At 72.1% G+C, this 24088-nt stretch carries 23 protein-coding genes; 5 read left to right on the forward strand and 18 right to left on the reverse strand.

The features are described from left to right. Positions 1–990 (reverse strand): stage II sporulation protein M (locus Van01_RS22660; RefSeq protein ID WP_204011163.1); only part of this gene is annotated, 990 nt, incomplete at its 3' end. Positions 991–1031: 41 nt separating this feature from the next. Between Van01_RS22660 and Van01_RS22665 the strand changes: the two genes are divergently transcribed. Both Van01_RS22665 and Van01_RS22670 read left to right on the forward strand, forming a co-directional pair. Next, positions 1032–1925 (forward strand): RDD family protein, encoded by an 894-nt coding sequence (locus Van01_RS22665; protein ID WP_239099234.1) that lies wholly within the window; start codon positions 1032–1034, stop codon positions 1923–1925. Continuing rightward, the gene (locus Van01_RS22670; protein WP_204011165.1) at positions 1922–2074 is read left to right on the forward strand and encodes a hypothetical protein; all 153 of its coding nucleotides are present in this window, start codon (positions 1922–1924) and stop codon (positions 2072–2074) included. Before Van01_RS22665 ends, Van01_RS22670 begins: the two co-directional genes overlap by 4 nt. 104 nt (positions 2075–2178) lie before the next feature. Here Van01_RS22670 and ahcY read toward each other — a convergent pair whose 3' ends face one another. From ahcY to Van01_RS22710, 8 genes are all read right to left on the reverse strand, one after another. After that, the gene (gene ahcY, locus Van01_RS22675; RefSeq protein ID WP_204011166.1) at positions 2179–3678 is read right to left on the reverse strand and encodes an adenosylhomocysteinase; all 1500 of its coding nucleotides are present in this window, start codon (positions 3676–3678) and stop codon (positions 2179–2181) included. 291 nt (positions 3679–3969) lie between these two features. Then, positions 3970–5127, reverse strand: a complete 1158-nt coding sequence (gene manA, locus Van01_RS22680; protein WP_204011167.1) for a mannose-6-phosphate isomerase, class I — start codon at positions 5125–5127, stop codon at positions 3970–3972. Between the two features lie 3 nt (positions 5128–5130). Beyond that, on the reverse strand, positions 5131–6084 hold the full coding sequence (locus Van01_RS22685) for a cation diffusion facilitator family transporter (protein WP_204011169.1): 954 nt from the start codon (positions 6082–6084) through the stop codon (positions 5131–5133). After that, positions 6081–7277: an SIS domain-containing protein gene (locus Van01_RS22690; protein ID WP_099847458.1), complete on the reverse strand. Its 1197-nt coding sequence runs from the start codon at positions 7275–7277 to the stop codon at positions 6081–6083. The genes Van01_RS22685 and Van01_RS22690 overlap by 4 nt, the downstream gene beginning before the upstream one ends. Next, positions 7274–7456, reverse strand: coding sequence for a Trm112 family protein (locus Van01_RS22695; RefSeq protein ID WP_099847459.1), 183 nt, complete (start codon positions 7454–7456; stop codon positions 7274–7276). The genes Van01_RS22690 and Van01_RS22695 overlap by 4 nt, the downstream gene beginning before the upstream one ends. A 62-nt stretch (positions 7457–7518) precedes the next feature. Further along, a complete protein-coding gene (locus Van01_RS22700) occupies positions 7519–8898 on the reverse strand; it encodes a phosphomannomutase/phosphoglucomutase (protein WP_204011175.1) in 1380 nt (459 codons plus the stop codon). A gap of 69 nt (positions 8899–8967) precedes the next feature. Beyond that, positions 8968–10353, reverse strand: coding sequence for a hypothetical protein (locus tag Van01_RS22705; RefSeq protein WP_204011177.1), 1386 nt, complete (start codon positions 10351–10353; stop codon positions 8968–8970). Between the two features lie 122 nt (positions 10354–10475). Beyond that, positions 10476–10709, reverse strand: coding sequence for a hypothetical protein (locus Van01_RS22710; protein WP_204011180.1), 234 nt, complete (start codon positions 10707–10709; stop codon positions 10476–10478). 144 nt (positions 10710–10853) lie between these two features. On the opposite strand from Van01_RS22710, the gene Van01_RS22715 reads away from it, so the two are divergent. Then, the gene (locus tag Van01_RS22715) at positions 10854–12086 is read left to right on the forward strand and encodes an SUKH-3 domain-containing protein (RefSeq protein WP_204011184.1); all 1233 of its coding nucleotides are present in this window, start codon (positions 10854–10856) and stop codon (positions 12084–12086) included. Between the two features lie 9 nt (positions 12087–12095). On the opposite strand, the gene Van01_RS22720 is transcribed toward Van01_RS22715, so the two are convergent. Next, positions 12096–13535: an aldehyde dehydrogenase family protein gene (locus Van01_RS22720; RefSeq protein ID WP_204011186.1), complete on the reverse strand. Its 1440-nt coding sequence runs from the start codon at positions 13533–13535 to the stop codon at positions 12096–12098. Between the two features lie 139 nt (positions 13536–13674). On the opposite strand from Van01_RS22720, the gene Van01_RS22725 reads away from it, so the two are divergent. After that, positions 13675–15111, forward strand: coding sequence for a gamma-aminobutyraldehyde dehydrogenase (locus Van01_RS22725; protein WP_204011188.1), 1437 nt, complete (start codon positions 13675–13677; stop codon positions 15109–15111). Positions 15112–15115: 4 nt separating this feature from the next. Beyond that, a complete protein-coding gene (gene gabT / locus Van01_RS22730; RefSeq protein WP_204011190.1) occupies positions 15116–16387 on the forward strand; it encodes a 4-aminobutyrate--2-oxoglutarate transaminase in 1272 nt (423 codons plus the stop codon). Between the two features lie 69 nt (positions 16388–16456). Here gabT and Van01_RS22735 read toward each other — a convergent pair whose 3' ends face one another. The 8 genes from Van01_RS22735 to Van01_RS33220 all read right to left on the reverse strand — a co-directional run bounded on the left by Van01_RS22735 (position 16457) and on the right by Van01_RS33220 (position 24088). After that, positions 16457–17137, reverse strand: coding sequence for an RlpA-like double-psi beta-barrel domain-containing protein (locus Van01_RS22735; protein ID WP_204011192.1), 681 nt, complete (start codon positions 17135–17137; stop codon positions 16457–16459). A gap of 122 nt (positions 17138–17259) precedes the next feature. Next, positions 17260–17895 (reverse strand): M15 family metallopeptidase, encoded by a 636-nt coding sequence (locus Van01_RS22740; protein WP_204011193.1) that lies wholly within the window; start codon positions 17893–17895, stop codon positions 17260–17262. Then, on the reverse strand, positions 17892–19016 hold the full coding sequence (locus Van01_RS22745) for a D-alanine--D-alanine ligase family protein (protein WP_204011194.1): 1125 nt from the start codon (positions 19014–19016) through the stop codon (positions 17892–17894). The genes Van01_RS22740 and Van01_RS22745 overlap by 4 nt, the downstream gene beginning before the upstream one ends. Continuing rightward, on the reverse strand, positions 19013–20137 hold the full coding sequence (locus Van01_RS33210) for a threonine ammonia-lyase (protein WP_239099235.1): 1125 nt from the start codon (positions 20135–20137) through the stop codon (positions 19013–19015). Before Van01_RS33210 ends, Van01_RS22745 begins: the two co-directional genes overlap by 4 nt. A gap of 20 nt (positions 20138–20157) precedes the next feature. Next, positions 20158–21348, reverse strand: a complete 1191-nt coding sequence (locus tag Van01_RS33215; protein WP_239099236.1) for an acyltransferase family protein — start codon at positions 21346–21348, stop codon at positions 20158–20160. 147 nt (positions 21349–21495) lie between these two features. Then, positions 21496–22554: a sensor histidine kinase gene (locus Van01_RS22755; RefSeq protein ID WP_204011196.1), complete on the reverse strand. Its 1059-nt coding sequence runs from the start codon at positions 22552–22554 to the stop codon at positions 21496–21498. Further along, on the reverse strand, positions 22551–23216 hold the full coding sequence (locus Van01_RS22760) for a response regulator transcription factor (RefSeq protein ID WP_204011198.1): 666 nt from the start codon (positions 23214–23216) through the stop codon (positions 22551–22553). Before Van01_RS22760 ends, Van01_RS22755 begins: the two co-directional genes overlap by 4 nt. Before the next feature lie 269 nt (positions 23217–23485). Beyond that, positions 23486–24088, reverse strand: a complete 603-nt coding sequence (locus Van01_RS33220) for an endonuclease domain-containing protein (protein ID WP_505745411.1) — start codon at positions 24086–24088, stop codon at positions 23486–23488.

The following is a 24088-nucleotide window of genomic DNA, read 5'->3' on the forward strand; positions in this document are numbered from 1 at the left end:
CCCCAAGGGCGTGTCGCGGGTAACAACTTCATGATCAACGGGGCTGGAGGGCGGGCTGGTGGTGCGGGAGCCGAGGAGGAGGACGTAGGCGAGGAAGGCCAGCCAGGTGGTGGCGCCGATGGCGATGCGTAGGGGGGTCGGCAGGGGGGCGGGGGTTACGAAGGCTTCGATCAGGGCGGCGACGGCGAAGAGGGCGACCAGGCCGACGGCGACCAGGACGCCGTCGCGGCCCGCCCGGGCCACCGCCTGCCCTCGGGTCAGCTGCTCCGGCGGTGCGATCCACGCCCACCCGATGCGCAGCCCCACCCCGGCCGCGACGAACACCCCGGTCAACTCCAGCAGGCCGTGCGGAGTGATCAGGCCGAAGAAGACGTCCGCACGGCCGTAGGAGACCATCACCCCGCCGACCACGCCGATGTTCACCGCGTTCTGCCAGAGCAGGTAGCCGACCGGGACGATCAGCACGCCCGCCGCCAGGCACTTCGCCGCCAGCCAGGCATTGTGCGTCCACAGGTGGAAGGCGAAGGTCGGCGCGGAGAACTCCGTGTAGTACCCGGCGAAACCGGACTCGACGAGTTCGGCGGCCTCGTCGTCACCGATGAACGCCGCCGCCGTCTCCGGGTTGTCCGCCACGAACCACATCAGGGTGAAGGTGAGCAGGGTGAAGGCGGTCGCCACCGCACACCACCACGGCGCGGCCCGCCAGATCGCGCCGGGCAGGCCGGCCAGCAGGAACCGCCGCACCGCCGCCCAGGTGGGGTGGGGCCGAGCGGTCAGCCGTGCCCGCGCCCGGAGCACCACCTGGGACAGCTCACTCACCAGCGCCGGGTCCGGCGAGCGGCTCCGTAGCACCGACAGCTGGGTGGTGGCCCGTTGGTAGAGCGCGACCAGCTCGTCGACCTCGGCCGGGTCGAGCCGCCGCTGAGCACAGAGCTGATTCAGCCGACGCCACTGCCCGCCGTGCTCCGCGACGTACGCGTCGACATCCACCAGCCACCTCCGACCGCGCGATCATAGTGTTCACTGTCGGGGTGAGCACAGCGGCGCGAGCGTGGACCGCCCCGGGCTGGGGTGACGCCGGGCTGGTCAGCGGCGAGGCCGTCGAGCTGGACGTGCGGGCCGCGCGAATCGGCTCCCGGGTGCTCGCACTCCTGCTCGACGTGCTTGTCCAACTGGCGGCCGGGCTGCTGCTCGCCGCGCTGGCCGGGCTGCTCCTGGCCGCACTGCCGTACGGGTTGCTCGACGCGGCGATGGAACGGGCGCTGCTCACCGTCGGGCTCGTCCTGCTGCTTGTCGGCTATCCCGTGCTCTGCGAGCGGTTCAACGACGGCCGCACGCCGGGCAAGGCAGCGGTCGGGCTGCGGGTGGTGAGCGCCGACGGAGCCCCCGTCGGGTTCCGGCAGTCGTTGACCCGGGCGCTGGTCGGAGTCGCTGTGGAGTGGCCGGGTCTGGTGCTGCCGCTGCTGTCCTGGGCGGTCGGGCTGACCGTGATGCTCAGCGACGCCCGTGGCCGGCGACTGGGGGACCTGGCAGCGGGCACCCTGGTCGTGCACACCCGGCCCGCGACGAGGTGGCGTCCGGTGCCGGCGACGGTGCCGGCGTTGGCCGGTTGGGCGTACTCCCTGGACCTGAGCCGGCTGGACGCGGAGCTGGCACTCGCCGTGCGGCAGTACCTGGCCCGGGCCGCCGGGTTCAGCCAGCCGGCGCGCGGCGAACTGGCCCGGCTGCTGTGGCGGCAGGTCGCCGTGGTGACCAGCCCGCCGCCACCGACCGGACAGTCGGATGCGGCCTACCTGGCCGCGGTCATCGCCGAGCGGCACCGGCGGGCCCGCCGTGTCCTGGCCGGGGAACGCGCACTCACCGAGGCGCTGTGGCCGCAGTTCCGGGCGGCACCGGATGACGAACCACCTGGGAGGTCAGGATGAGGGCTTTCCTGCCGTGGCTGGCAGTGCTCGCGGTGGTGCTGCTGCTCAGCGCGTTGCGGCTGCACACCCTCGCGGCGCTGGTCTCCGTGGCCTGGCTGGTCTGGTGTGTCTGGACCTGGGTCCGCCCCACCCGGCAACGCCCCCGCTGACCGGCCCGGCCACAGGGCCGCACCGCCCTCCGGCCGCACGGCGGACCCGCAGGGCCACCTCCGGGGTCGGCCGTCGCGGTCGGCCCCGGAGGTGGCGTCGATGCTCAGTAGCGGTAGTGGTCCGGCTTGAACGGGCCGTCCACGGTGACGCCGAGGTAGGCGGCCTGCTCCTTGGTGAGCGTGGTCAGCCGGGCACCGAGCGCGTCCAGGTGCAGCCGGGCGACCTTCTCGTCGAGGTGCTTGGGCAGCACGTACACGCCGATCGGGTACTCGTCGGTCTTCGTGAACAGCTCGATCTGGGCGATCGTCTGGTTGGCGAACGAGTTCGACATCACGAAGCTCGGGTGGCCGGTGGCGTTGCCCAGGTTCAGCAGGCGGCCCTCGGAGAGCACGATGATGGCGTGACCGTCGTCGAAGCGCCACACGTCGACCTGCGGCTTGATGTTCTCCCGGGTGACGTCCGAGCGCTTCGCCAGGCCGGCCATGTCGATCTCGTTGTCGAAGTGGCCGATGTTGCCGACGATGGCCTGGTGCTTCATCCGGGCCATGTGCTCGTTGGTGATGACGTCGAAACAGCCGGTGGCGGTGATGAAGATGTCGGCCTGCTCGACCACGTCCTCCAGGGTGGCGACCTGGTAGCCGTCCATCGCCGCCTGGAGCGCGCAGATCGGGTCGACCTCGGTCACCACGACCCGGGCACCCTGGCCACGCAGCGACTCGGCGCAGCCCTTGCCGACGTCGCCGTAGCCGAGCACGACTGCCATCTTGCCGCCGATCAGCACGTCGGTGGCCCGGTTGATGCCGTCGATGAGCGAGTGACGGCAGCCGTACTTGTTGTCGAACTTGCTCTTGGTCACCGAGTCGTTGACGTTGATGGCCGGGAAGAGCAGCGTGCCGGCGCGGTGCATGTCGTAGAGCCGGTGCACGCCTGTGGTGGTCTCCTCGGTGACGCCCTTGATGCCGGCGGCGATCCGGGTCCACCGCTGCCCGTTGGCGGCCAGCGAGCGGTGCAGCAGGTCGAGGATGACCGCGTACTCCTCGGAGTCGGCGGACTCGACGGGCGGCACCGCCCCGGCCTTCTCGAACTCGGCGCCCTTGTGGACGAGCAGCGTGGCGTCGCCACCGTCGTCCAGGATCATGTTCGGGCCGTCCCCCTCGGGCCAGTCGAGCACCTGCTCGGTGCACCACCAGTACTCCGGGAGGGTCTCGCCCTTCCACGCGTACACCGGGACTCCGGCAGGAGCGTCGACGGTGCCCTCGGGGCCGACGACGACCGCGGCGGCGGCGTGGTCCTGGGTGGAGAAGATGTTGCACGACGCCCAGCGGACCTGCGCGCCGAGCGCGACCAAGGTCTCGATCAGCACGGCGGTCTGAATCGTCATGTGCAGCGACCCGGTGATCCGCGCACCCGCGAGGGGCTGCGCGTCGGCGAACTCACGGCGGATCGCCATCAGGCCGGGCATCTCGTGCTCGGCGAGGCGGATCTCCTTGCGACCGAACTCGGCGAGCGACAGATCCGCCACCTTGTAGTCGCCCTCGGCGACAGTACGCGGCCGGACCTCGGACGACGTACCACTGGCGGACGCCGGGAGGGTGCTGGTCATGAAAGCTCCTGTCGGACGATGGTGCTGCGCAACCACCCACCTTACGCGCGCTCGGTACCGGCGGCCGGGGTGGTTACGGACAGCGCACGGGGCGGCCGGTGTGGACGTGTGCCGTCCAACTCCGTCCGCCCCGTGCATCCCCCCGGTTTGGTTCCCCCGCGCGTTCTCGGACCATCGTCGCGATAACGCTGCGCACTCATAGAGTCACACTAAGCAAGCGCAGAGTCAAGCTATTCCGGGAATGTCGGACTTATTGGTTGCGGTGATCCTGACGCCGGGCGTCCGGCAGGCTCAGACCAGTCCGGTCGAGGCGATGTACGTCTCACCCTCGCCGGTGACCGTCAGTGAACCGCCAACCGCCGGCCCGACCGCGGCCCGACCCGGGCCGAGAATCACCGGCCCCACCCCGTCGGTCACCGTGATCCGACCGGCCGTGCAGAGCACCACCCGGGGGCCGGGGACGCCCAGTGTCACCTCGCGCCGCCCGTCGCCCACCGTCACCCGGTGCAACGCGAAGTCATCGACCGGCACCGGCCAGGTCACCACTCCGTCGGCGACCTTTCGGGGCCCGACCACCGGCTGGTCGAGCACCTCGAAACGGAGCACCCGCAGCAGTTCGGCCACGTCCACGTGCTTCGGGGTCAACCCGCCCCGCAACACGTTGTCGCTGGCGGCCATCACCTCCACGCCGGTACCGCGCAGGTAGGCGTGCAGGTTCCCGGCCGGCATCCAGATCGCCTCACCGGGAGCCAGCCGCGCCCGGTTGAGCAGCAGTGCCACGAGCACTCCGGGATCGGCCGGGTAGACCTCGGCCAGCAGCGCCACCAGGTCCGCGTCCGGGCCGCCCGCCGCCCGGGCCGCCGCCACCAGGCCCGCACGCTCCGCCGTCGGCCACTCCAGCAACAGGCGTACGGCTTCGGCCAGCCCCGCCGGCCCGCCGGCCAACGCGTCGAGCACCGGCCGCAGCTGCGGTACGCCCAGCGCCGCGAACGCCCGCGCCGAGACAGCGGGATCCCGGAACCCGCACAGCGCCTCCATCGGCCCGAGCGCCACCAGCAGCTCTGGCTTGTGGAACGGGTCGACGTAGTTGCGGTGTCCCCCGGGCCGGGCCTGCTCGGCTGCGTGACCGGCTCGCGCCTGCTCGGCGTCGGGATGCGCCTGAAGGCTCAGCGGAGCCGCCGCCGCCAGCACCTTGAGCAGGAACGGCAGGCGGGTTCCGAACCGGTCGACCACCGGCCGGCCGAGCCAGTCGACAGGCTCGGCGGCGAGCACGTCGGTGAGCGCGATCCGCGCGCCGTCGCGTTCGACGGCGGCTGGCGCGCACGGATGCGCCCCGAGCCACAGCTCCGCCTCGGGCACCGCGCTCGGCACCGGCCGCCCCTGGAGTTCGGCGATCGCCGAGCGGGAACCCCAGGCGTAGTCCTTGATCGGCCCGTACAGCGGTTCCACAGGTCAGCTCCCAGCGTGCCCGGCCATGCTGGAGGACCCGGCGGTGACCTGGTAGATGTCCGGTTCGAGGTAGATCACCCGAGCGACCGGTACGGCCGCGCGGATCCGCTTTTCCACCGCGTCGATGCCCCGGGCGACCTCCTCGGCGCTCTCGCACCGGGACACGGCGATCTTCGCCGCCACCATCAGCTCCTCCGGGCCGAGGTAGAGGGTCTTCATGTGGATGATCCGCTCCACCTCGGGGCCGGCGGTGACCGCCTGCTCGATGGCCGACACGTCGGCCGGCTCGGCCCCCTCGCCCAGCAGCAGGCTCTTGGTCTCCACAGCCAGCACGACCGCGATGGTCACCAGCAGCACACCGATCATCGCGGTGCCGGCCGCGTCCCACCTGCCGTTGCCGGTGGCCAGGGTCATGCCCACCCCGAACAGGGCGAAGACCAGACCGACGAGCGCGCCGAAGTCCTCCAGCAGCACCACCGGCAGCTCCGGCGCCTTCGACCGGCGGATGAACCTGGTCCAGGACTCGCGGCCCCGGACCAGGTTCGACTCCTTGATGGCGGTACGGAAGGAGAAGGACTCCATCACGATCGCCGCGAGCAGCACGGTCACCGGCACCCACTGCCAGTTGCTGATGCCGTGCGGGTCGGACCACTTGTGCCACGCCTCGTAGAGCGCGAACAGGCCACCCAGGCTGAACAGCACGATCGAGACGATGAACGCGTAGACGTAGCGTTCCCGGCCGTAGCCGAAGGGGTGTTGCGGGGTGGCGGCGCGCCGGGCCCGCTTGCCGCCGAGCAGCAGCAGTGCCTGGTTGCCCGCGTCGGCGACCGAGTGGATGGACTCGGCGAGCATCGACGACGAACTCGTCAGCAGGTAGGCCACGAACTTCGTCACGGCGATACCGATGTTGGCGAGCAGCGCGGCGATGATCGCCTTGATGCCACCCTGGGTGCTCACTGGTTGGCCAGTTCCTTCATCTCGGTGATCGCCGGCACCGCCATCGGGTCCAGGCCGTGCGCCAACGCGAGGTAGATCGACGCGAAGTCCGGCACCGCCACCAGGGAGGCGAGCCGCTCCAGCGCCGAGCCGCCCTCGGCGGTGACCACGTCGCACCTGACGCCCCGCCGCTCGGCGAGGGTCTGCACCGCGTCCGCGCGCCGCTCCTCGACGGCGAGGGGCTCGTCGGCGTCGTCCTCGGCGTTCAGGCCACCGTCGCGCAGCAGCACCAACCGGAGTCGGGTGCCCTCACCGTCCGACTCGTCGGGATCGGCGAAGATGTCCCGCTCCCCCTCGGCCAGGCCCCCGAAGACCCCGTCGAGCAGCCCGACCCGACCCCGGCCCGCCTCGCCGAGCGCACCGGTGACCACGGGGTACCTGGCGTTCGCCGACAGGGTGTCGCCGAAGCGACGCGCGGCGACCGCCGCCAGCGGAGACGAGCCCCAGACGATCGGGATCGACCCGGCCAGCCCGAGGGCGAGGGATTTCGCCGGATTGACGAAGGACTCCGCGGTCGGGCGGCTGCGGTCCGCGTCGGCGTCCAGCCGGGCCGCCGTCTCCGCCAGATCCGCCTCGTTGACCTTGACCAGGCCGAGGGCCCGGGCGGCGAGCAGGACCGGCACGGTAAGCCCCCACAGGCTGGCCCGCGCGGGTGCCCGCCGGGGCACCGGGATGAACGGGGCGCGGGCCCGCTCGGCGACCGAGTGCAGTTGCGAGTCCGCCGGGCCCACCGCGACCAGCCGGGCGCCCCGCCGGTGGGCGGCCTCGGCGGCACCCAACGCCTCGGGGCTGCGACCGGAGGCGCTCACGGCGATCACCACGTCTGCCGCGCCGACCCAGCCGGGCACTCCGGCGAGGCGGTGCGCGATGACCGGCACCGGGCAGCGCGGCCCGGCGACGGTGGCCAGCACGTCACCGGTCCGCCCGGCGGTGCCGATGCCGGCGATCACGACCGCCCGGGGACGTCCGTCGTCGGCGAGTACGGACAGGTTCGCCTCGGCGGCCAGGGCCGCCGACTCGCGCACCTGTGCGCCCGCCGAGGCGGTGTGCCGCAGCATGCCGCCCGGGTCCCGCTCGGCGAGTGCCTGCGGGTCGTCGAGGAGCCGCTCGTCGGCGTTGCGGTGGCCACTGACGCCGGCCGTTCCGTCGATCACGATCCCTCCGCCGGGCCGCGCGCCTCGTCCAGCAGCAGCACCGGCACGTCGTCGCGGACCTCGAAGATCCGGCGACACTCGGTGCAGGTGAGCGTCTGGGCCTGCGCGTCGTAGGTCAGCGGGGCATGGTGTGTGTCCGGGCAGGCGAGGATTTCCAGCAACTGCGGGTCGAGGGCCACTGCGCGGCTCCTTCCACGTGTGCGGCTTCACCGGTCGGGGGTGCCGACCGGCGCGAGCGATCTTATCGGCGAACCCGGTCGAGCACCTCGTCGCGGAGCGCTGTCATCCGCTCGCCCGTCGGTGCCTCGACGTTGAGCCGCAGCAGCGGCTCGGTGTTCGAGGCGCGCAGGTTGAACCACGCCCCGTCAGGAAAGCGCAGGGTGAGCCCGTCCATCTCGTCGGCCTCGGCGTCCGGGTACGCGGCACGCACCTCGGCGACCTTGGCCGCCTGGTCCGCCACGGTGGAGTTGATCTCACCCGAGGCGACGTACCGCTCGTACTCGGCGGCAAGCGTGGACAGCGGCAGCGGCTGCTCACCGAGCGCTGCCAGGGTGTGCATCGCCGCCAGCATCCCGGTGTCGGCGAACCAGAAGTCCCGGAAGTAGTAGTGCGCCGAGTGCTCCCCACCGAAGACCGCGTTGGTCCGTGCCATCTCGGCCTTGATGAACGAGTGGCCCACCCGGGCCACCACCGGCTCGCCGCCGTGCTCCCGAATGATCTCGGGCACCGCGCTTGACGTGATCAGGTTGTGGATCACCGTCGAGCCGGGGTGCTTGGCCAGTTCCCGGGCCGCCACCAACGCGGTGATCGCCGACGGGGAGACCGGCTCACCGCGCTCGTCCACCACGAAGCAACGGTCGGCGTCTCCGTCGAAGGCCAGCCCGATGTCCGCGCCGTGCGCCACCACCGCCCGTTGCAGGTCGACCAGGTTCGCCGGGTCCAGCGGGTTGGCCTCGTGGTTGGGGAACGTGCCGTCCAACTCGAAGTACAACGGCACGATCCGCAGCGGCAGGGCCGGCAGGGCGGCGTCGCCGAGCACACTCGGCACGGTGTGCCCACCCATCCCGTTGCCCGCGTCCACCACCACTGTCAACGGCCGGATGCCAGCGAGGTCCACAAGCGTGCGCAGGTGTGCCGCGTAGTCGGGCAGCAGGTCCCGCCGCTGCGTCGGTGCGGTCGGCTCGCCGAGCGGCTCGTCCTTGTCGAGCAGGGCCTGAGCCCGGTCGCGGACCTCGGCCAGCCCACTGTCCTGCCCGACTGGGCGAGCACCTGCGTGACACAGCTTGATGCCGTTGTACTGCGCCGGGTTGTGGCTGGCGGTGAACATCGCGCCGGGCAAGCCGAGCGAACCGGAGGCGTAGTAGACCATGTCGGTCGAGGCGAGCCCGATCTCGATGACCGGGCGCCCCTCGGCGCGTACGCCGGTGGCGAAGGCGGCGGCCAACCCGGGCCCGGAGGCCCGCATGTCGTGCCCGATCAGCACCGCCTGCCCCGGCTCGCCAGCGGCGTCGAGCATCTGGGCGAAGGCGACGCCGAGAGCACCGGCGACACGCTCGTCCCACTGGTCCGGCACCGTCCCACGGACGTCGTACGCCTTCACGATCCGGGACAGATCAGACACCGATTCCACTCCTCGCCTGCGGGTCGTCAACGAACCTGAGCGTATCGGAGCGGCGGCGCCCACCCCGGCTCAGCCGCCGAGCCCGCGCCCGTACTCCGGTTCGTCCCCCTTGCCGGCCCCCGGTGAACCGTCCGGGCGCCCGGACACCCTGCCCTGGCCGGGCTCGGCCGGCGGCACGGCGGGCGGAACTGCCGGCGGGCCGGCGGTCGGCACGGCCGGTCCCGGGATCGGCGCGGGCGGAAAACCCGGGGTCGGCGCGGCCAGTCCGGGCGTCGGCGGGGCCGGCGGGGCGGAGGTGGGCGGAACGGTACGGGCCGGTGGCACCGCCGCGCGGGCGGCCGTGCCGGGCGGGGCCGGGCGGGTCGGTTCAACCTGGTCGGCCGGCCGGGTCGCGTCGCCCGGGTCGGCCGGCCGGGCACCGTACAGACCGCCGCTCGGGCGGGGTGCCGGGGCACCGCCGTAGACCCGGGGCGTGCCGGGCCGACTCGACCCGTACGCCTGACCGGGCGCCACCGGCGGCACCGCCCCCGGGACGGGCGGCGGCACGGCCCCCGGCACGGGCGGCGGCACGGTGCCCAGACCCGGCGGGACCGGTACGGCGCCCGGGACGGGCACCAGCGGCGCGGCACCCTGACCGCCGCCGGAACGGTAGGTGGTGCCGCCCGGGTTTCGCGGCGGCGGGATCTCGAATCCGTCGGCCGGTCGTCCCCGGTCCTTGCGATCCCTGCGGGAACGGTGGATCAGCAGCCCGATGAGCAGCGCACCGGCGGCCACCATGGCGATGCCGAAGTACATCACCGGCGATCCGCCGGAGGACTCGCCCGCGGTCTGGGCAAGGTCGTCAGTCGCCTCGGCGGCCAGCGCCACTGTCGGCGTCGCCTCGACTGACGGTTCCTCGACCACCTGCTCGCTCGGCGACGGCGAGGGCGTGGGTGACGGGGAGGGCGACACCGGGACCCGCCCGCCCACCACCCGCGACGACGCGGCTGCCCGGCCCAGCACGGCGCCCCGCGCCGTGGTCGCCTCGCCCGTCAGCACCAGTCGACCACCGGGGGCAGCCGCGGCGAAGGCGACCCGGTACCGCACCGCCACACCCTTGCCCTTGCAGAGCTCGTCTCTGGCCGGGGCCACCGGTGTGGTGGTGACAAGTCCCGCTTCGCCGGAGACGCCCACCGGCACCCAGCGACCTCCCACGTTGGCCTGCACCGCCACCTGGTCGGCCCGGACGTCGGGCAGGCTGAGTCCCAGTGCGGTGCGTACCCGCACGCACCCGTCGGTGCGCTTGCGCACCTCCACGGTCACCCCTTCGGCGGAACGGCCCGCGGTGAAGCTGCCAGCCGAACGCACCCGCACCCGGTCCTCGTCGGCGTGCGCGGGCGCGCCACCGAGCACCACCAGGGCGCCCAGGAACACGCAGACCGTCGCGAGCCGCGCCGTGTGCCGACGTACCGACATGATCAACCACCGTTCCTCCCCCGACGGGGGAACGCCGGTCAGGCTACTACCGGGGCCCGACCTCGGCTGGTCATCGAGCACCCCGCATGTGTGCCGCACCACGTCACGGGGGCGCTCGGCGGTCACCCCCGGCGGTCCGGACCCTTCCCGTCGGTGCCGGACTCGTCGGGGCCGTCCGCGTCGTCCCCGCCGCCCATCGCGCCGAGCGCCAGGGCGAACGCGATACCGAAGGCCACCCCGATGCCGATGCCGGCGACGCCGTCCAGTGCCGCCACACCGATCACCACGCCGAGCAGGATTCCCACCGGCCAGGCCCAGAGCCTTGAGTCACCGTCCTTCTTCTCCGGTGCTGCCATTCCGCGAGCCTATTGCGCCCTGTCGAGGCCCGCAGTGGGCAGCACCCGCGCCGTTCGGCGCGGCAGAACTACCGCTCGCCTCACGTTCGGTAGGGTCGGCCGCACGCAGCGCCACGAAACGACGTAGTCCGATAGGTTCCGGGTGTGATTGACCGCAACCAGGCCGAGCAGCTCGCAGCGGTGTGGGCACGTCGCGATTCGCTGCGCCTGGGGCGCGAGTGCCGGCCGGTGGTCGCCGAGTTCGACCTCGGCTACGTCATCATCTCCACCCCGTCCACACATGTCAGTGCACCTCCCGGTGATCTGCCCTCGACAGTGGTCGACAAGCGGACCGGTGAGGTGAGCACCTGGCCGAGGGTGCCGCCGGACGTGGTGGCACGCCTCTACCGCCGCAGCCGGGTCGCTGTCCCGCCGACCCAGCGCACCGTGGACCCGGCCGGTCAGCTGCTGCGGGAGATCCACCGGCTGCCCGTACCGACCACCACCGCGCGACTCACCGTCGAGGGGCGGATCTTCACCGCCCAGGGCGCCAAGGGCGACGTGGTGCTCAACCATCACCCACTGGTCCGCGCGTACCTCGACGTGCTGCCAGCCGGCCGGCTGGTCCGGGGCGGAGAGCGGCACGCGGAGGTCGTGGTGGTCTCCGATGTCCTGCACGAGTACGACCGCCGCCGCACCGCCGAGGGCATCGCCACCATGAGCCTGGGCGATGCCCGGGACCTGCTCAGTTCCGCCCGCATCGAGGTGTCCCAGGTCCGCGACCCGGGCGATCGACACGGTGGACCGGCCGACCGGCCCTGTGACTCGTGCCTGACCATGCTTGTCGAGTTCAGCGTCCTGCCCCGCGCCGAACGGGCCCACACCGAGCCCTGGTTTCCGGAACCAGCTCCCGATCCGGTCCCCGGCCGGTTTCCCCCGGAGGTGGCGCAGGCGCTTGTCGCCGCCGGCTGGCGACCCCAGGCCAGCGACGCAGCGGTGGCGACGGCGACGGTTCACGGCGTGGGTGCGGTTGGTGGCAGGACGTACGCGCACGCTTCGTTCCCCGCCGCGGTCGCCACGCTAACCGCGTTCCCGCGCCTGCTCAGCCTGCGGCGTGGCCCCGGCGAGCAGGTGTGGATCTCACGGTTCGACATCCACCCGCGTCAGCTCGCCCAGACCGCCGACCTGCTCGGCGACTTCGCGGCGGTGATCGGCGCCCGGCTGTTCCCGCTCGGCACCGAGGGCGGCCAGAGCATCATCGCGGTCGACGAGCGGGGCCGGATCTTCGCGCTGGACCAGGCGGGTGAGTGGTTCCTCGGGGGCGACATCGACACCGCGCTCACCACCCTGCTGCTCGGCCGCGCCCCGGCCCGGGTACGCGACGACGGCGGCTGGTGACGTTGACGGTCAGAGCCGCACACCGGTCAGGACCGTGACGCGGGGCTCGGTGTAGTCGTCCATGGCGCTGCGCACTCCCTCCCGACCCACCCCGCTGCCCTTCATGCCGCCGTACGGCATCTGGTCGGCGCGGTAGGAGGGCACGTCACCGACGATCACTCCGCCGACCTGGAGGGTGCGCGCCGCGGCGAACGCGACGTCGAGGCGGCGGGTGAAGACGCCGGCCTGCAACCCGTACACCGAGTCGTTCACCGCCGCGAAGCCGGCGTCGTCGTCGACCACCCGGTCCACCACGAGCACCGGACCGAAGACCTCCTCCGCGTGGACCTTCGCGTCCCGGGGCACTCCACTGAGGACTGTGGGCGGGTAGGTCGCGCCGTCCCGCCGGCCGCCGGTCTCGATGGTGGCGCCGGCCGTCACCGCCTCGTCCACCCACGCCTCCACCCGACGGGCCGCGGCCTCGGACACCAGCGGGCCGACATCGGTGAGCGGGTCGGTCGGGTCTCCGGTACGCAGCTCGCGCACCGCCGCGACCAGCCGGGGCAGGAAGCCGTCGTAGAGCCATTCGTGCACGTAGACCCGCTGCACGGCGATGCAGGACTGGCCGGCCTGGTAGTTGGCGAAGGTGGCGATCCGGTGCGCCGCGACCGTCAGGTCCTCGTCCTCGGCCCAGTCCTGGCAGATCAGCACCGCCGCGTTGCCGCCCAGTTCCAGGGTCACGTGCTTGTCGGGAACGGAGCGGCGGATCGCCGCGCCCACCGGTCCGGAGCCGGTGAACGAGACGATCGGCAGCCGGGGGTCGGTGACCAGCTCGGCGGCGCGTTCGTTGGGCAGCGGCAGGATCGAGAACATGCCCTCCGGCAGCTCCGTCTCGGCCAGGATCTCCCCCAGCAGCAGCGCGGACAGCGGGGTGGCAGGTGCCGGCTTGACGATGATCGGCGCACCTACCGCGATCGCCGGGGCGACCTTGTGCGCCACCAGGTTCAGCGGGAAGTTGAACGGCGTGATGCCGAGCACCGGCCCCTTCGGCACCCGGCGGACCAGCGCGATGCGTCCGGTGGCGGCCGGGTCGGTGTCGAGCCGTTGCAGCTCACCGGAGAACCGACGGGCCTCCTCGGCCGCCCACCGGAATGTCGAGCTGGCCCGGCTCACCTCGGCCCGCGACCACTTGACCGGCTTGCCGTTCTCGGCGGTGATCAGCTGAGCGACCTCCTCGGCCCGTTCGGCGAGGCGGCGAGAGACGTGGTCCAGGGCCGCCGCGCGGACGTACGCGGGCAGCGCGGCGGCGGTCGCGGCCACCTCGGCCGCCGCCGCCACTGCCGCCTCGACCTGGTCGGCGGTGGCGACTGTGGTACGCCCGACCGGGCGACAGTCGTAGGGGTGGTGCACCGTCACCTCGTCGGCACCGTGGGCGGACCGACCGGCGACGAAGAACGCTGTGGGCTCCACGTGCGCAGCCTAAACGACCGCCTCGTCTACGGAAACAGTCGCCTTAACCCTTGTCTGCCGCGAATTCAGTAGCGAAGATGGCAGCAAGATTGCGATAACCGCCGCAGCGAGACCCCGGACCCCTCGGAGTGATCCAGTCATGAGTGACAAGCAGAGGCTGCGCAACTTCGTCAACGGCGAGTACGTCGAGCCGGTCGACGGCGGCTACGCCGACCTGATCGACCCGTGCACGGGTGAGGTCTTCGCCCAGACGCCGGTCTCCGGCACCGCCGACGTGGACGCGGCGATGCGGGCCGCCGCCACCGCCTTCGACAGCTGGCGGGACAGCACTCCGGCCGAGCGGCAGCGGGCGCTGCTCAAGCTCGCCGACGCGGTCGAGGCCCGGGCCGCCGACCTGGTCGACGCGGAGGTACGCAACACCGGCAAGCCACGCCAGCTCACCGCCGACGAGGAACTGCCGCCGGCGGTGGACGAGTTCCGCTTCTTCGCCGGGGCCGCCCGCCTGCTGGAGGGCCGCTCGGCCGGCGAGTACCTGGCCGGGCACACCTCGTACGTGCGGCGCGAGCCGATCGGGGTCTGCGCCCAGGTGACGCCCTGGAACTACCCGCTGATGATGGCCGTCTGGAAGATCGCTCCCGCGCTGGCGGCCGGCAACACGGTGGTCCTCAAGCCGTCGGACACCACCCCGGTGTCGACGTTGCTGCTCGCCGAGATCGCCGCCGAGCACCTGCCGCCGGGCGTGTTCAACGTGGTCTGCGGAGATCGGGACACCGGCCGAGCCCTGGTCGCGCACCCCACCCCGCAACTGGTCTCCATCACCGGCTCGACCCGGGCCGGCATGGAGGTCGCCGCAGCCGCCGCGCCCGACCTCAAGCGGACCCACCTGGAGCTGGGCGGCAAGGCGCCGGTGGTGATCTTCGACGACGCGGACATCGCCGCGGCGGCCGAGGCCATCGCGGTCGGCGGCTACTTCAACGCCGGCCAGGACTGCACCGCGGCCACCCGGGTGCTCACCGGACCCGACGTCCACGACGACTTCGTGGCCGCCCTCACCGAGCAGGCCCGCAACACGAGGACCGGCGCACCTGACGACGCGGACGTTCTCTACGGCCCGCTGAACAACGCCAACCAGCTGGCCCGGGTACGTGGCTTCCTGGACCGGCTGCCCGACCACGCGACCGTGCGGACCGGGGGCACGCAGGTGGGCGAGCGCGGCTACTTCTACGCGCCGACTGTCGTCTCCGGGGTACGGCAGGACGACGAGATCATCCAGGACGAGGTGTTCGGGCCGGTCATCACCGTGCAGCGGTTCTCCGACGAGGACGAGGCGGTCCGCTGGGCCAACGGCGTCGACTACGGCCTGTCCGCCTCGGTCTGGACCCGCGACCACGGCCGGGCGATGCGGATGACCCGACGGCTCGACTTCGGCTGCGTCTGGGTGAACACCCACATCCCGTTCATCTCCGAGATGCCGCACGGCGGCTTCAAGCACTCCGGGCACGGCAAGGACCTCTCCGTCTACAGCCTGGAGGACTACACCCGGATCAAGCACGTCATGCACAACATCGAGGGCTGACCCCATGACCTCCTCGGACGAGTTGCAGAAGCGGCGCAGCTCCGCCGTCGCCCGGGGCGTCGGCAGCGTCATCAACTCCTATGTGGACTCCGCGTCGGGTGGCACGCTCACCGACGTCGACGGCCGCCGGTGGATCGACTTCGCCGCCGGCATCGCTGTCACGAACGTCGGCAACTCCGCTCCCCGGGTGGTCGAGGCCGTGCGGGCGCAGGTCGAACGGTTCACCCACACCTGTTTCATGGTCGCGCCGTACGAGTCGTACGTGGCGGTCTGCGAGCAGCTCAACGCGCTGACCCCGGGTGGGTTCGAGAAGCGTTCGGCGCTGTTCAACTCGGGTGCCGAGGCGGTGGAGAACGCGGTGAAGGTCGCCCGGCACGCCACCGGACGGTCGGCGGTCGTGGTGTTCGACCACGCGTACCACGGGCGGACCAACCTGACGTTGGCACTGACCGCCAAGAACATGCCGTACAAGCACCGGTTCGGGCCGTTCGCCGGCGAGGTCTACCGGGTGCCGATGTCGTACCCGTTGCGCGACGGTGGTCTGGACGGCGCCACGGCGGCGGCCCGCGCCATCGAGACCATCGAGAAGCAGGTCGGGGCGGAGAACGTCGCCGCGTTGCTGATCGAGCCGATCCAGGGCGAGGGCGGTTTCGTCGTACCGGCGAAGGGTTTTCTGCCGGCGCTGCGCACGTGGGCGACGGCGGCCGGGGCGGTCTTCGTCGCCGACGAGATCCAGACCGGGTTCTGCCGCACCGGCGACTGGTTCGCCTGCCAGCACGAGGGCGTCGAACCGGACCTGGTGACCCTGGCCAAGGGCATGGCCGGTGGGCTGCCGCTGGCCGCGGTCACCGGGCGGGCGGAGCTGATGGACGCGGTGCACGTCGGCGGGCTCGGCGGCACCTACGGCGGCAATCCGATCGCCTGCGCCGCCGCCCTGGCCGCCATCGAGACGATGCGGGAGCTGGACCTGGCCGGCGCGGCCCGACGGATCGGGACGGTGCTTGGTGATCGGCTGCGCGCCGTCGCCGCCCGCGACCCGCGCATCGCCGAGGTACGCGGACGCGGCGCGATGCTCGCCGTGGAGATCGTCACGCCGGGCACCCTGACCCCCGACCCGAGCGCCACGGCAGCGGTCTCGGCGGCCTGCCACGCCGCCGGCCTGCTCACCCTCACCTGCGGCACGTACGGCAATGTGCTGCGCTTTCTGCCACCGCTTGTCATCTCCGACGACGACCTCGCCCGCGGCCTGGACATCCTCGACGCCGCCTTCGGGTGACCGACCGGCCGGGTGGTTGCCGCGTCCGCACCGCGCGGCAGCCACCCGGCCTCACTCCGGTCGCTCACCTCAGCGCAGCAGCTCGACTGTGTTGTTGCGCACCAGGTTCTTGCCCGGCTCCCGGATCTGCTCCATCGCTGCGGAGTTCAGCAGCACGCAACTGCCCGAGGGACCGGTGATGGTGACGGTCGTCGTCTTGTCGTTGTCCAGGTTCGTCACCCGCAGCCGGGTACCGACCGGGAAGCGGTCGCTTGTCGCGGCCGGCCCGGCGGCCTCGTCGAAGAAGGTGATCGCACCCTGGCAGGCCGAGCCGGTGACCGGGCGGGCCGCCGGCGGTGAGGCCGAGCCGGGCCGGTCGCCTGGCGCGTCCGGCTGACCCGCGCCCGGTTGCGCGGCGGCGTCGCCGATCCGCTCGACCACGTTGCGCCGGATCACGTTCTTGCCCGGTTCGCGGACGAGTTCCATGGCTGCGGTGTTGAGCAGCACGCAGCTGCCCGACGGGCCGACAACCGTCACCTCGGCCGTCCTGTCGTTGTCGAGGTTCGTCACCCGCAGCCGGGTGCCTACCGGAAACTGGTTGCTGGTGGCGGCCGGCGCGCCCCCCTCGGCCGAGAACGTGATCGATCCCGAGCAGACGCTCTGTCGGGTCGGTGCGCTGTCAGCGAACCCCAGTCCGGTGCCCACCGCCACCGTCGCCGCGGCGACCACCGCCACCCCCGCCGCCAGCACGTGCTTCCGCTGCAGCTTCACCTGTTCCTCCCGTCCTCACACCCTTGTGTTTCGGGGGCTGGTACGGCCTGGGAGCGCTTTCCAGTTCATCCGCGTGACACTTATCGAAAACAAGCCTTCGAGTGAACTGGCGACAGAACCGGTCATACCGGCCCGTAACGGGTGTTCGGCGCGCCGGTCAACAGCGCCCAGTAGCGGTCACCGTACGACCAGTGCCACCACTCGGTCGGGTAGTTCACCAGGCCGGCGCCCCGCAGCGCCCCCGCCATGATCTGCCGACGCCGGCGGGCCTCGGCACCTATCGACGACGCTGCGGTGAAGCAGGCGTTGCCACTCGCCTCCGGGGTGGCGTCCACCGGGGTGCCCATGTCCAGCTCGACGCCGTCCACGGTGCACAGTGTCAGGTCCACCGCACCACCGGTGCTGTGCGGCGCCACCTCGACCGGCGAGACGAACTTGGTGGTCTCCCGGTACAGCCGCTCCGGCGACCAGTCCGGGTGGGTCCGCCGCAGCTCCTCCCGGTAGCCGGTGAAGATGTCCAGCTGCGCCTGGTAGGGCCGGTACCCCTCGACGACAAGCAGTCGCAACCCGTCGGGCAACGCGCGCTGCGCCGCCAGCAGCCGGTCCACCACCGGCCGGCGCAACCGGGCGTACGCGCCGGCCGGGTCGGCCGCCCGCTGGTCCAGCCGCAGCTCGGGGATCTCGCGCAGGTCGACAAGCGGCGCACCGTCGTCGGCACCGGGCACCGCCGCGACCCGTGGATCGCAGAGCAGGATCACCGCACACCTGCCCCGCCGGGCCGCTCCGCGTGCCGGGCGAAGGCGAGTGCGACGAGGCGGTCCAGGATCTCCCGGTAGTCGACGCCGGCCGCCGCCCACACCTTCGGGTACATGGAGTGGGCGGTGAAACCGGGCATGGTGTTCAGCTCGTTGACGTACAACTCGCCGGCCACCTCGTCGTAGAGGAAGTCGACCCGGGCCAGACCCCAGCCCCCGATCGCGGCGAACGCCCGCACCGACAGCTCCCGGATCCGCTCGGTCACCTCCCCCGGCAGCGGGGCCGGGACGACCATCGGATCGGTGTCGCCGAAGTACTTCTGGCGGTAGTCGAACCAGCCGCCGCTGACCCGCACCTCACCGACAGTTGAAGCGTCCGGGCGGGTACCGCCGAGCACCCCGCACTCCAGTTCCCGGCCGTTGACCCCCTGCTCCACCACGACCACCGTGTCGTGTCGCAGCGCCTCCTCGACCGCCGCACCCAGATCGTCGCCCTCGGCCACCCGGGAGATCCCGATCGAGGAACCCATCCGGGCCGGCTTGACGAACAGCGGGCGGCGCAGCCCCAGCACCAGCTTCTCCGGATCCTCGGTGGTGCGGTAGGTGGTCGCGTCGAAGGAGACGTGTGGGGTGATCGGCACGCCCTCGGCCCGCAACGCCCGCTTCATCGCCACCTTGTCCATCCCGACGGCGGAGGCGAGGATGCCGCACCCGACGTACGGCACGCCCAGGGATTCGAGCAGTCCCTGCACCACCCCGTCCTCACCGAACGGGCCGTGCAGCACCGGGAAGACCACGTCCAGTTCGGCGTGCACCGCGCCGGGCGCGTCCATCGCGGTCACCACGGCCGTACCCGGGCGGGGCCCGGCCCGCAGTTCCACGGCCGGACCGATCACCGTCAACCTGTCGTCGATGGCCCGCTCGGCTGCCGTTCCGGCGAGGAACCCGGCCAGCGCCGCGTCCGGAACCAGCCGCTTCTCACCACTCCGGGTGACCCCGATGGCGACGATGCGGTACCCGCCGCCGGCCAGCGCGCGCGCCACCCCGAGCGCGGAGGAGCAGGAGACGTCGTGCTCCGCCGACGGCCCGCCGAACAGAATTCCGATCCGCACTGGTGCACTCATGCCGCTACTACCTCTTCCTCAAGTCGGGCGGACGCCGCCAACCGGGCGACCAGTTCCGCCTCCACGTTTCCGCCGGTCAGCACCACGCCGACCGTGCGTTTCCGGGGCCCGCCGGCAGCCGTCGCCAGCAGTTGCTCGCCAACTGGCGACCGCAGTCCCCAGTCGATTGCCGGCGACCGCAGCGCGCCGTCAGCGGCAGCCGGAGACCGCAGTCCCCCGTCGGCGGCGAGCCGTAGCGCGCCGGCCAGACCGGCCGCGCCCGACGGTTCGGCCAGTACCTTCAGCTCCAGCAGGAGCAGCCGGAACGCCTCGGCGATCTCGTCGTCGTCCACCCGCACCACGCCGCGCAGACGGGTGCGCAGGACGGCGAAGGGCAGCTCACCCACACAGGACGGACGCAGTCCGTCGGCGATCGTCGGTGCCGGTGTGACCGGAACCGGGCGGCCGGCGGCCAGGCTGCGGGCCAGCGAGTCGCAGCCGTGCGGCTCCACGCCGTACACCTCGATCGGCCGGCCGGTCGCGGCCAGGCAGGCACCGGCCACGCCACCACCACCGCCCACCGGCAGCACGAGGGCGTCCAGCGGGGTACCGGCCCGCTCGGCCTCCTCGATCAGTTCGAGGCTGGCGCTGCCCTGCCCGGCGATGACGTCCGGATGGTCGTACGCGTCCACGATCGGGTGACCGGTTTCGTCGCTCACCCGGCGGGCCACCGCCAACCGTTCCTCGACAGTCGTGCCGGCGAGCACCACCCGCGCTCCCGCCGCACGTGCCCGGGCCACCTTTGTCGGTGCCGCGTCGACCGGGAGCACCACCGTGGCGGCCAACTCGAACCGCCGGGCCGCGAGCGCCACAGCCACCGCGTGGTTGCCGGTGCTCTGCGCGACCACCCCGGTGTGCCCGGCCGCGGCCAGCCGGCCCACCGCGAACAGCCCGCCGCGCATCTTGTACGAGCCCCCAGCCTGTAGGTTCTCCGCCTTCAGCAGCACCCGGGCACCGGCCAGCCGGTCGATGGCGGGGGCCCGCAGCACCGGGGTACGCAGCACCCGGCCGGCGAGCCAGCGGGCCGCCTCCGGCACGTCTATCGAAGCCGGGACGGCTCCGGACGGATCGGTGTGAGACATGTCCTCTCCTCTGTGGTCGATCAGTGAGGTGCCGCCGGCGCGGGTGGGCTGGGTGCCTGGCGCGCAGCGGTGGCGGCCCGGTCGGGTAGGTGGAGGCCGCCGCCGGGCAGGTCGAACAGCCACGTCGCGCGGGCCGCCAGCAGCAGCCGGTGCAGGCCGAGGCTGAGCGCCAGCACGGCGGCGGTGAGCGAGAACGGGAAACCCGGGGCAAGCGCCAACCGGGCGGAGTCGTCCAGGCCGGCGATCGGATCGGCGACCAGAAGATGCAGCAACGCCAGCACCGGCATGTGGATGACGTAGATCGGCAATGTCTGGCGGCCGAGGGCGGCGAGCGGCTCGCCGACCGCAGGCCACCGGACCAGTCGGACCGCCACGGCGATGCCGAGCAGGACCGCGAGGATGGAGACCAGCGGCGCCACGCCGGGCAGTCGGGCGGTGCCGGTCGCGGCCACGGCGACCTGCGCGGCGGCGTACGCCCCTGCGGCCAGCAGCAGCCGGCGGCCGGTGACCGCGTCGGCCCACTGCCTGACGTACCCGCGCAGGTGCAGCCCGGCCAGGAAGAACACCAGGTTCTGGTACAGACCGGCCCGGTTGCCCGGAGTGTCGACAAGTCCCGCCGCGGCGACCGCGCTCAACGTGCCGGCGGCGACCAGCAGCACCGCCGGGTGGACCCTTCGCAGCGCCTTGGCCAGCACGAAGTACAGCGCCAGTGCGTACAGGTACCAGAGGTTGGACGGGGTGACGGTCAGCTGTACCAGCAGTTCACCGAGGTCGCGCGCCCGGTCGGTCGGGAAGTTCGGGGCGAGGGCCAGCACGACAGTGTGGATCACCAGCCAGACGCCGTACAGGTAGAGGAAGCGGGCGGCGCGGGGCCGGGCGACCGACCGCCAGGGCCGCTGCACGGCGGTCGCCGCGAACATGCCGGAGATGGTGAAGAACAACGGCATCCGCATCGGTAGCAGCAGTTCGCCGAAGACTCCCCAGGCACCCGGCACCGGTACGTCGAGCCGCCAGTCGATCTGGAGGTAGTCCTTGACGATCACGTGCCAGAGCAGGACCAGCAGGATGCAGCCGCCCTTGGCGACATCAGCCCAGGCCAGCCTGGTGCCGGCCGAGCCCGAGTCGGGGCCGGCCGAGCCCGGGTCGGTGCCGCCGCCGGGGGCGGGCCTACCGACGGCCGTATCGACCGCGACCTGTTCCCGGGTGGTCATGCTCTCTCCTCTCCGTCGCGGTGCACGCTGGCCAGTTGGCTCCCGGCAGGCCGGGTCGGCTGTTTCGCGGGCACGCCGAAGGTCGGGCTGCCGCGGTGTGCGGCCCCGATCTGTGGGCTGTTGTTCGATGCCGGCCGGGCGGCCGGGTCAGGGTGCGGTGGGTAGCTGGACGTCCACCCGCAGTCCGCCGTACTCAGCCGGTCGAGCGGAGATCAGGCCGTTGTGCGCCTGGGTGATCGAGCGGGCGATGGCCAGACCGAGGCCGGCGCCACCGCTCTGGTTCGTCCGGTCCCGGGCCAGGCGCCGGAACGGCTCGAAGAGCCCGGCCACCGCCTCCGCCGGTACCACCTGGCCCGTGTTGACAACTGTCAGAGCCGGGTTGTGTCCGACCGTGACGGTGAGGGTGCCGCCCGGCCGGTTGTACTTGATCGCGTTCTCCACGAGGTTCGTCACCAGCCGTTCCAGCAGCACCCGTTCGCCCATCACCATCCGGGGCTCCAGGTGGCTCTGCACCGTCACCCCGGCCTCGATGATCCGGTCCTGGTACGCGGCCAGCACCCCGGTGACGAGCTGGTCGAGGCGCTGGGGCGTACGCGAACGCAGCCCCTGGTCGCTCTCGCTGAGCGCGAGCAGCCCCTCGATGAGCCGCTCGTTGCGTTCGTTTGTCTCCAGCAGTTGCCCGGTCAGCAGTTCCAGTTGTTCACCGGTGAGCGACCGGGCCATGCCGACCTCGATGAGCGTGCGCTGCACCGCCAACGGCGTACGCAGTTCGTGGGAGGCGTTCGCGGCGAACCGCCGCTGTCCCTCGTAGCCTGCGGCGATGCGTTCCATCATCGCGTCGATGGACCGGGCCAGTCGGGCCAACTCGTCGTTGCCGCGTGGCCGGAGCCGGTGACCGAGATTCTGTGGCCCGACCTGCGCGATAGGCCCGGCCAGATCCCGCACCGGGCGCAGGCACCACAGCGCTGCGGCCCAGATCCCGGCGATCGAGAGCACGAGGATGCCCAGCCCGGTGAGCGGGACGGCCAGGACCGCGAAGTCCCGCGCCGGTTGACACACGAATCCCACACCGGGCAGCCCGGTCCGGCACAGCCCGCTGGCACCCACCCACAGCTCGCCGATCACCGACTTGGTCAGTCCGGGCAGGGCGTACCCGACGAGCAGGGCGAGTACGCCGACCAGCACGACTCGCCGGCGCGGGGTCATCCGGCACCGCCGATGCGGTACCCGGCCCGGGGCACGGTGTGGATGACCTGCGGCTCACCGAGCTTCTTCCGCAGCGTCATCACGGTGACCCGGACCACGTTCGTGAACGGGTCGGCGAACTCGTCCCACGCCTGCTCCAACAGTTCCTCGGCGCTCACCACCCGGCCTTCGGCCCGCAGCAGTACGTGCAGCACCGCGAACTCCTTCGGGCTCAGGCTGACCGACCGGCCGTCCCGGGTGACCGAGTGCCGAGCCACGTCCAGGACCACGCCGTGCGCCGCCAGCACCGGCGGGACGGCCGGGGCGGATCGCCTACCCAGCGCCTGGACCCGGGCGACCAGTTCGGCGAAGGCGAACGGTTTGGTCAGGTAGTCGTCGGCGCCCAGCCCCAGACCCTCCACCCGGTCCCGGATCCCGGCGGCGGCGGTGAGCAGCAGCACCCGGGTACCGGAGCCGGACGCGGCGAGGCTGCGACACACCTCGTCCCCGGTTTGTCCCGGCATGTCGCGATCCAGCACCGCGACGTCGTACCGGTTCACCCCGACCCGCTCCAACGCTCCGTCACCGTCGTAGCAGACGTCCACAGCCATCGAGAGGCGACGCAGCCCCTCGGCGACGGTGTCCGCCAACAACCGCTCGTCGTCCGCCACCAGCACCCGCACGCTTCCGCTCCCCGTAGTTCTCGCTGTCGGCCATACGTTCTCAGGCACAAGTTAAGGGTTCCGTAAGCGCCCGCCCCACCAATACTCCACGTAACCACCCCCAACCCCCACCCGCCGCCCCACAGATCCGCGATCATGCAGTTATGGCACCCGACATGTACGTATCAGCCACTTATGGCAGGTGCCACAACTGCATGATCGACGAAGGTCAGGCGACGTGGGCGGGGCAAAGGCCCACGGCGCGAAGGGCCAGTGGGGTTGGGCGGGGGTCAGGGGGTGAGGAGGGAGCGGATGGTGGCGGTGATGTGGGTGGGGCGACGGTAGAGGTCATGGGCAGTGAAATGCCGCATCCGCCAGCCCTCGGCGGCCAGCCAGTTCATCCGCGCCCGATCATGCCGGAGACGATCAGGGTCGAGGTGGGAAAGTCCGTCGTACTCGATACCGACCCGGTACTCGCGGTAGGCCAGGTCCAGTCGATATATCCCCAGACCGTCCCGGTCGTGCACCCAGCACTGGGGCTCGGGAACCGGCAGGCCGGCATCCACGAGAAGCAGTCTCAGCTGACTCTCCTGGCGGCACTCGGGGCGGGGGTCGGCCAGATCGACCAGGCGCCGCGCCTGCCGAACACCACGCAGGGCTCGGTGGGCGACGAGTTCACCTCGCAGCCCGTCAAGGGTGCAGGCACCGACCCGTAGGCACAGATCCAACACCGGCAGGGCGTCCATCCGCCGTAACGTCCGCGCAAGGTCGATCGCGCACCGGGAGGCGGGCGCACACGGAACGTCACCGATCCACATCGGATCCCGGACCGGCACGATGGACTCGTGCGTCACGACCCCCCGCAATCGCGGCACCACCAGACCGGCGGGCAC

The sequence above is a fragment of the Micromonospora andamanensis genome, from assembly GCF_016863495.1.
GTDB classification, from domain to species: domain Bacteria; phylum Actinomycetota; class Actinomycetes; order Mycobacteriales; family Micromonosporaceae; genus Micromonospora; species Micromonospora andamanensis.

Coding starts and splice junctions, on each gene's coding strand:
- Van01_RS22670 (WP_204011165.1), top strand. CDS start 1,922: ATGAGGGCTTTCCTGCCGTGGCTGGCAGTGCTCGCGGTGGTGCTGCTG.
- ahcY (WP_204011166.1), bottom strand. CDS start 3,678: ATGACCAGCACCCTCCCGGCGTCCGCCAGTGGTACGTCGTCCGAGGTC.
- Van01_RS22705 (WP_204011177.1), bottom strand. CDS start 10,353: ATGTCGGTACGTCGGCACACGGCGCGGCTCGCGACGGTCTGCGTGTTC.
- Van01_RS22710 (WP_204011180.1), bottom strand. CDS start 10,709: ATGGCAGCACCGGAGAAGAAGGACGGTGACTCAAGGCTCTGGGCCTGG.
- Van01_RS22725 (WP_204011188.1), top strand. CDS start 13,675: ATGAGTGACAAGCAGAGGCTGCGCAACTTCGTCAACGGCGAGTACGTC.
- gabT (WP_204011190.1), top strand. CDS start 15,116: ATGACCTCCTCGGACGAGTTGCAGAAGCGGCGCAGCTCCGCCGTCGCC.
- Van01_RS22745 (WP_204011194.1), bottom strand. CDS start 19,016: ATGAGTGCACCAGTGCGGATCGGAATTCTGTTCGGCGGGCCGTCGGCG.
- Van01_RS33210 (WP_239099235.1), bottom strand. CDS start 20,137: ATGTCTCACACCGATCCGTCCGGAGCCGTCCCGGCTTCGATAGACGTG.
- Van01_RS33215 (WP_239099236.1), bottom strand. CDS start 21,348: ATGACCACCCGGGAACAGGTCGCGGTCGATACGGCCGTCGGTAGGCCC.
- Van01_RS22755 (WP_204011196.1), bottom strand. CDS start 22,554: ATGACCCCGCGCCGGCGAGTCGTGCTGGTCGGCGTACTCGCCCTGCTC.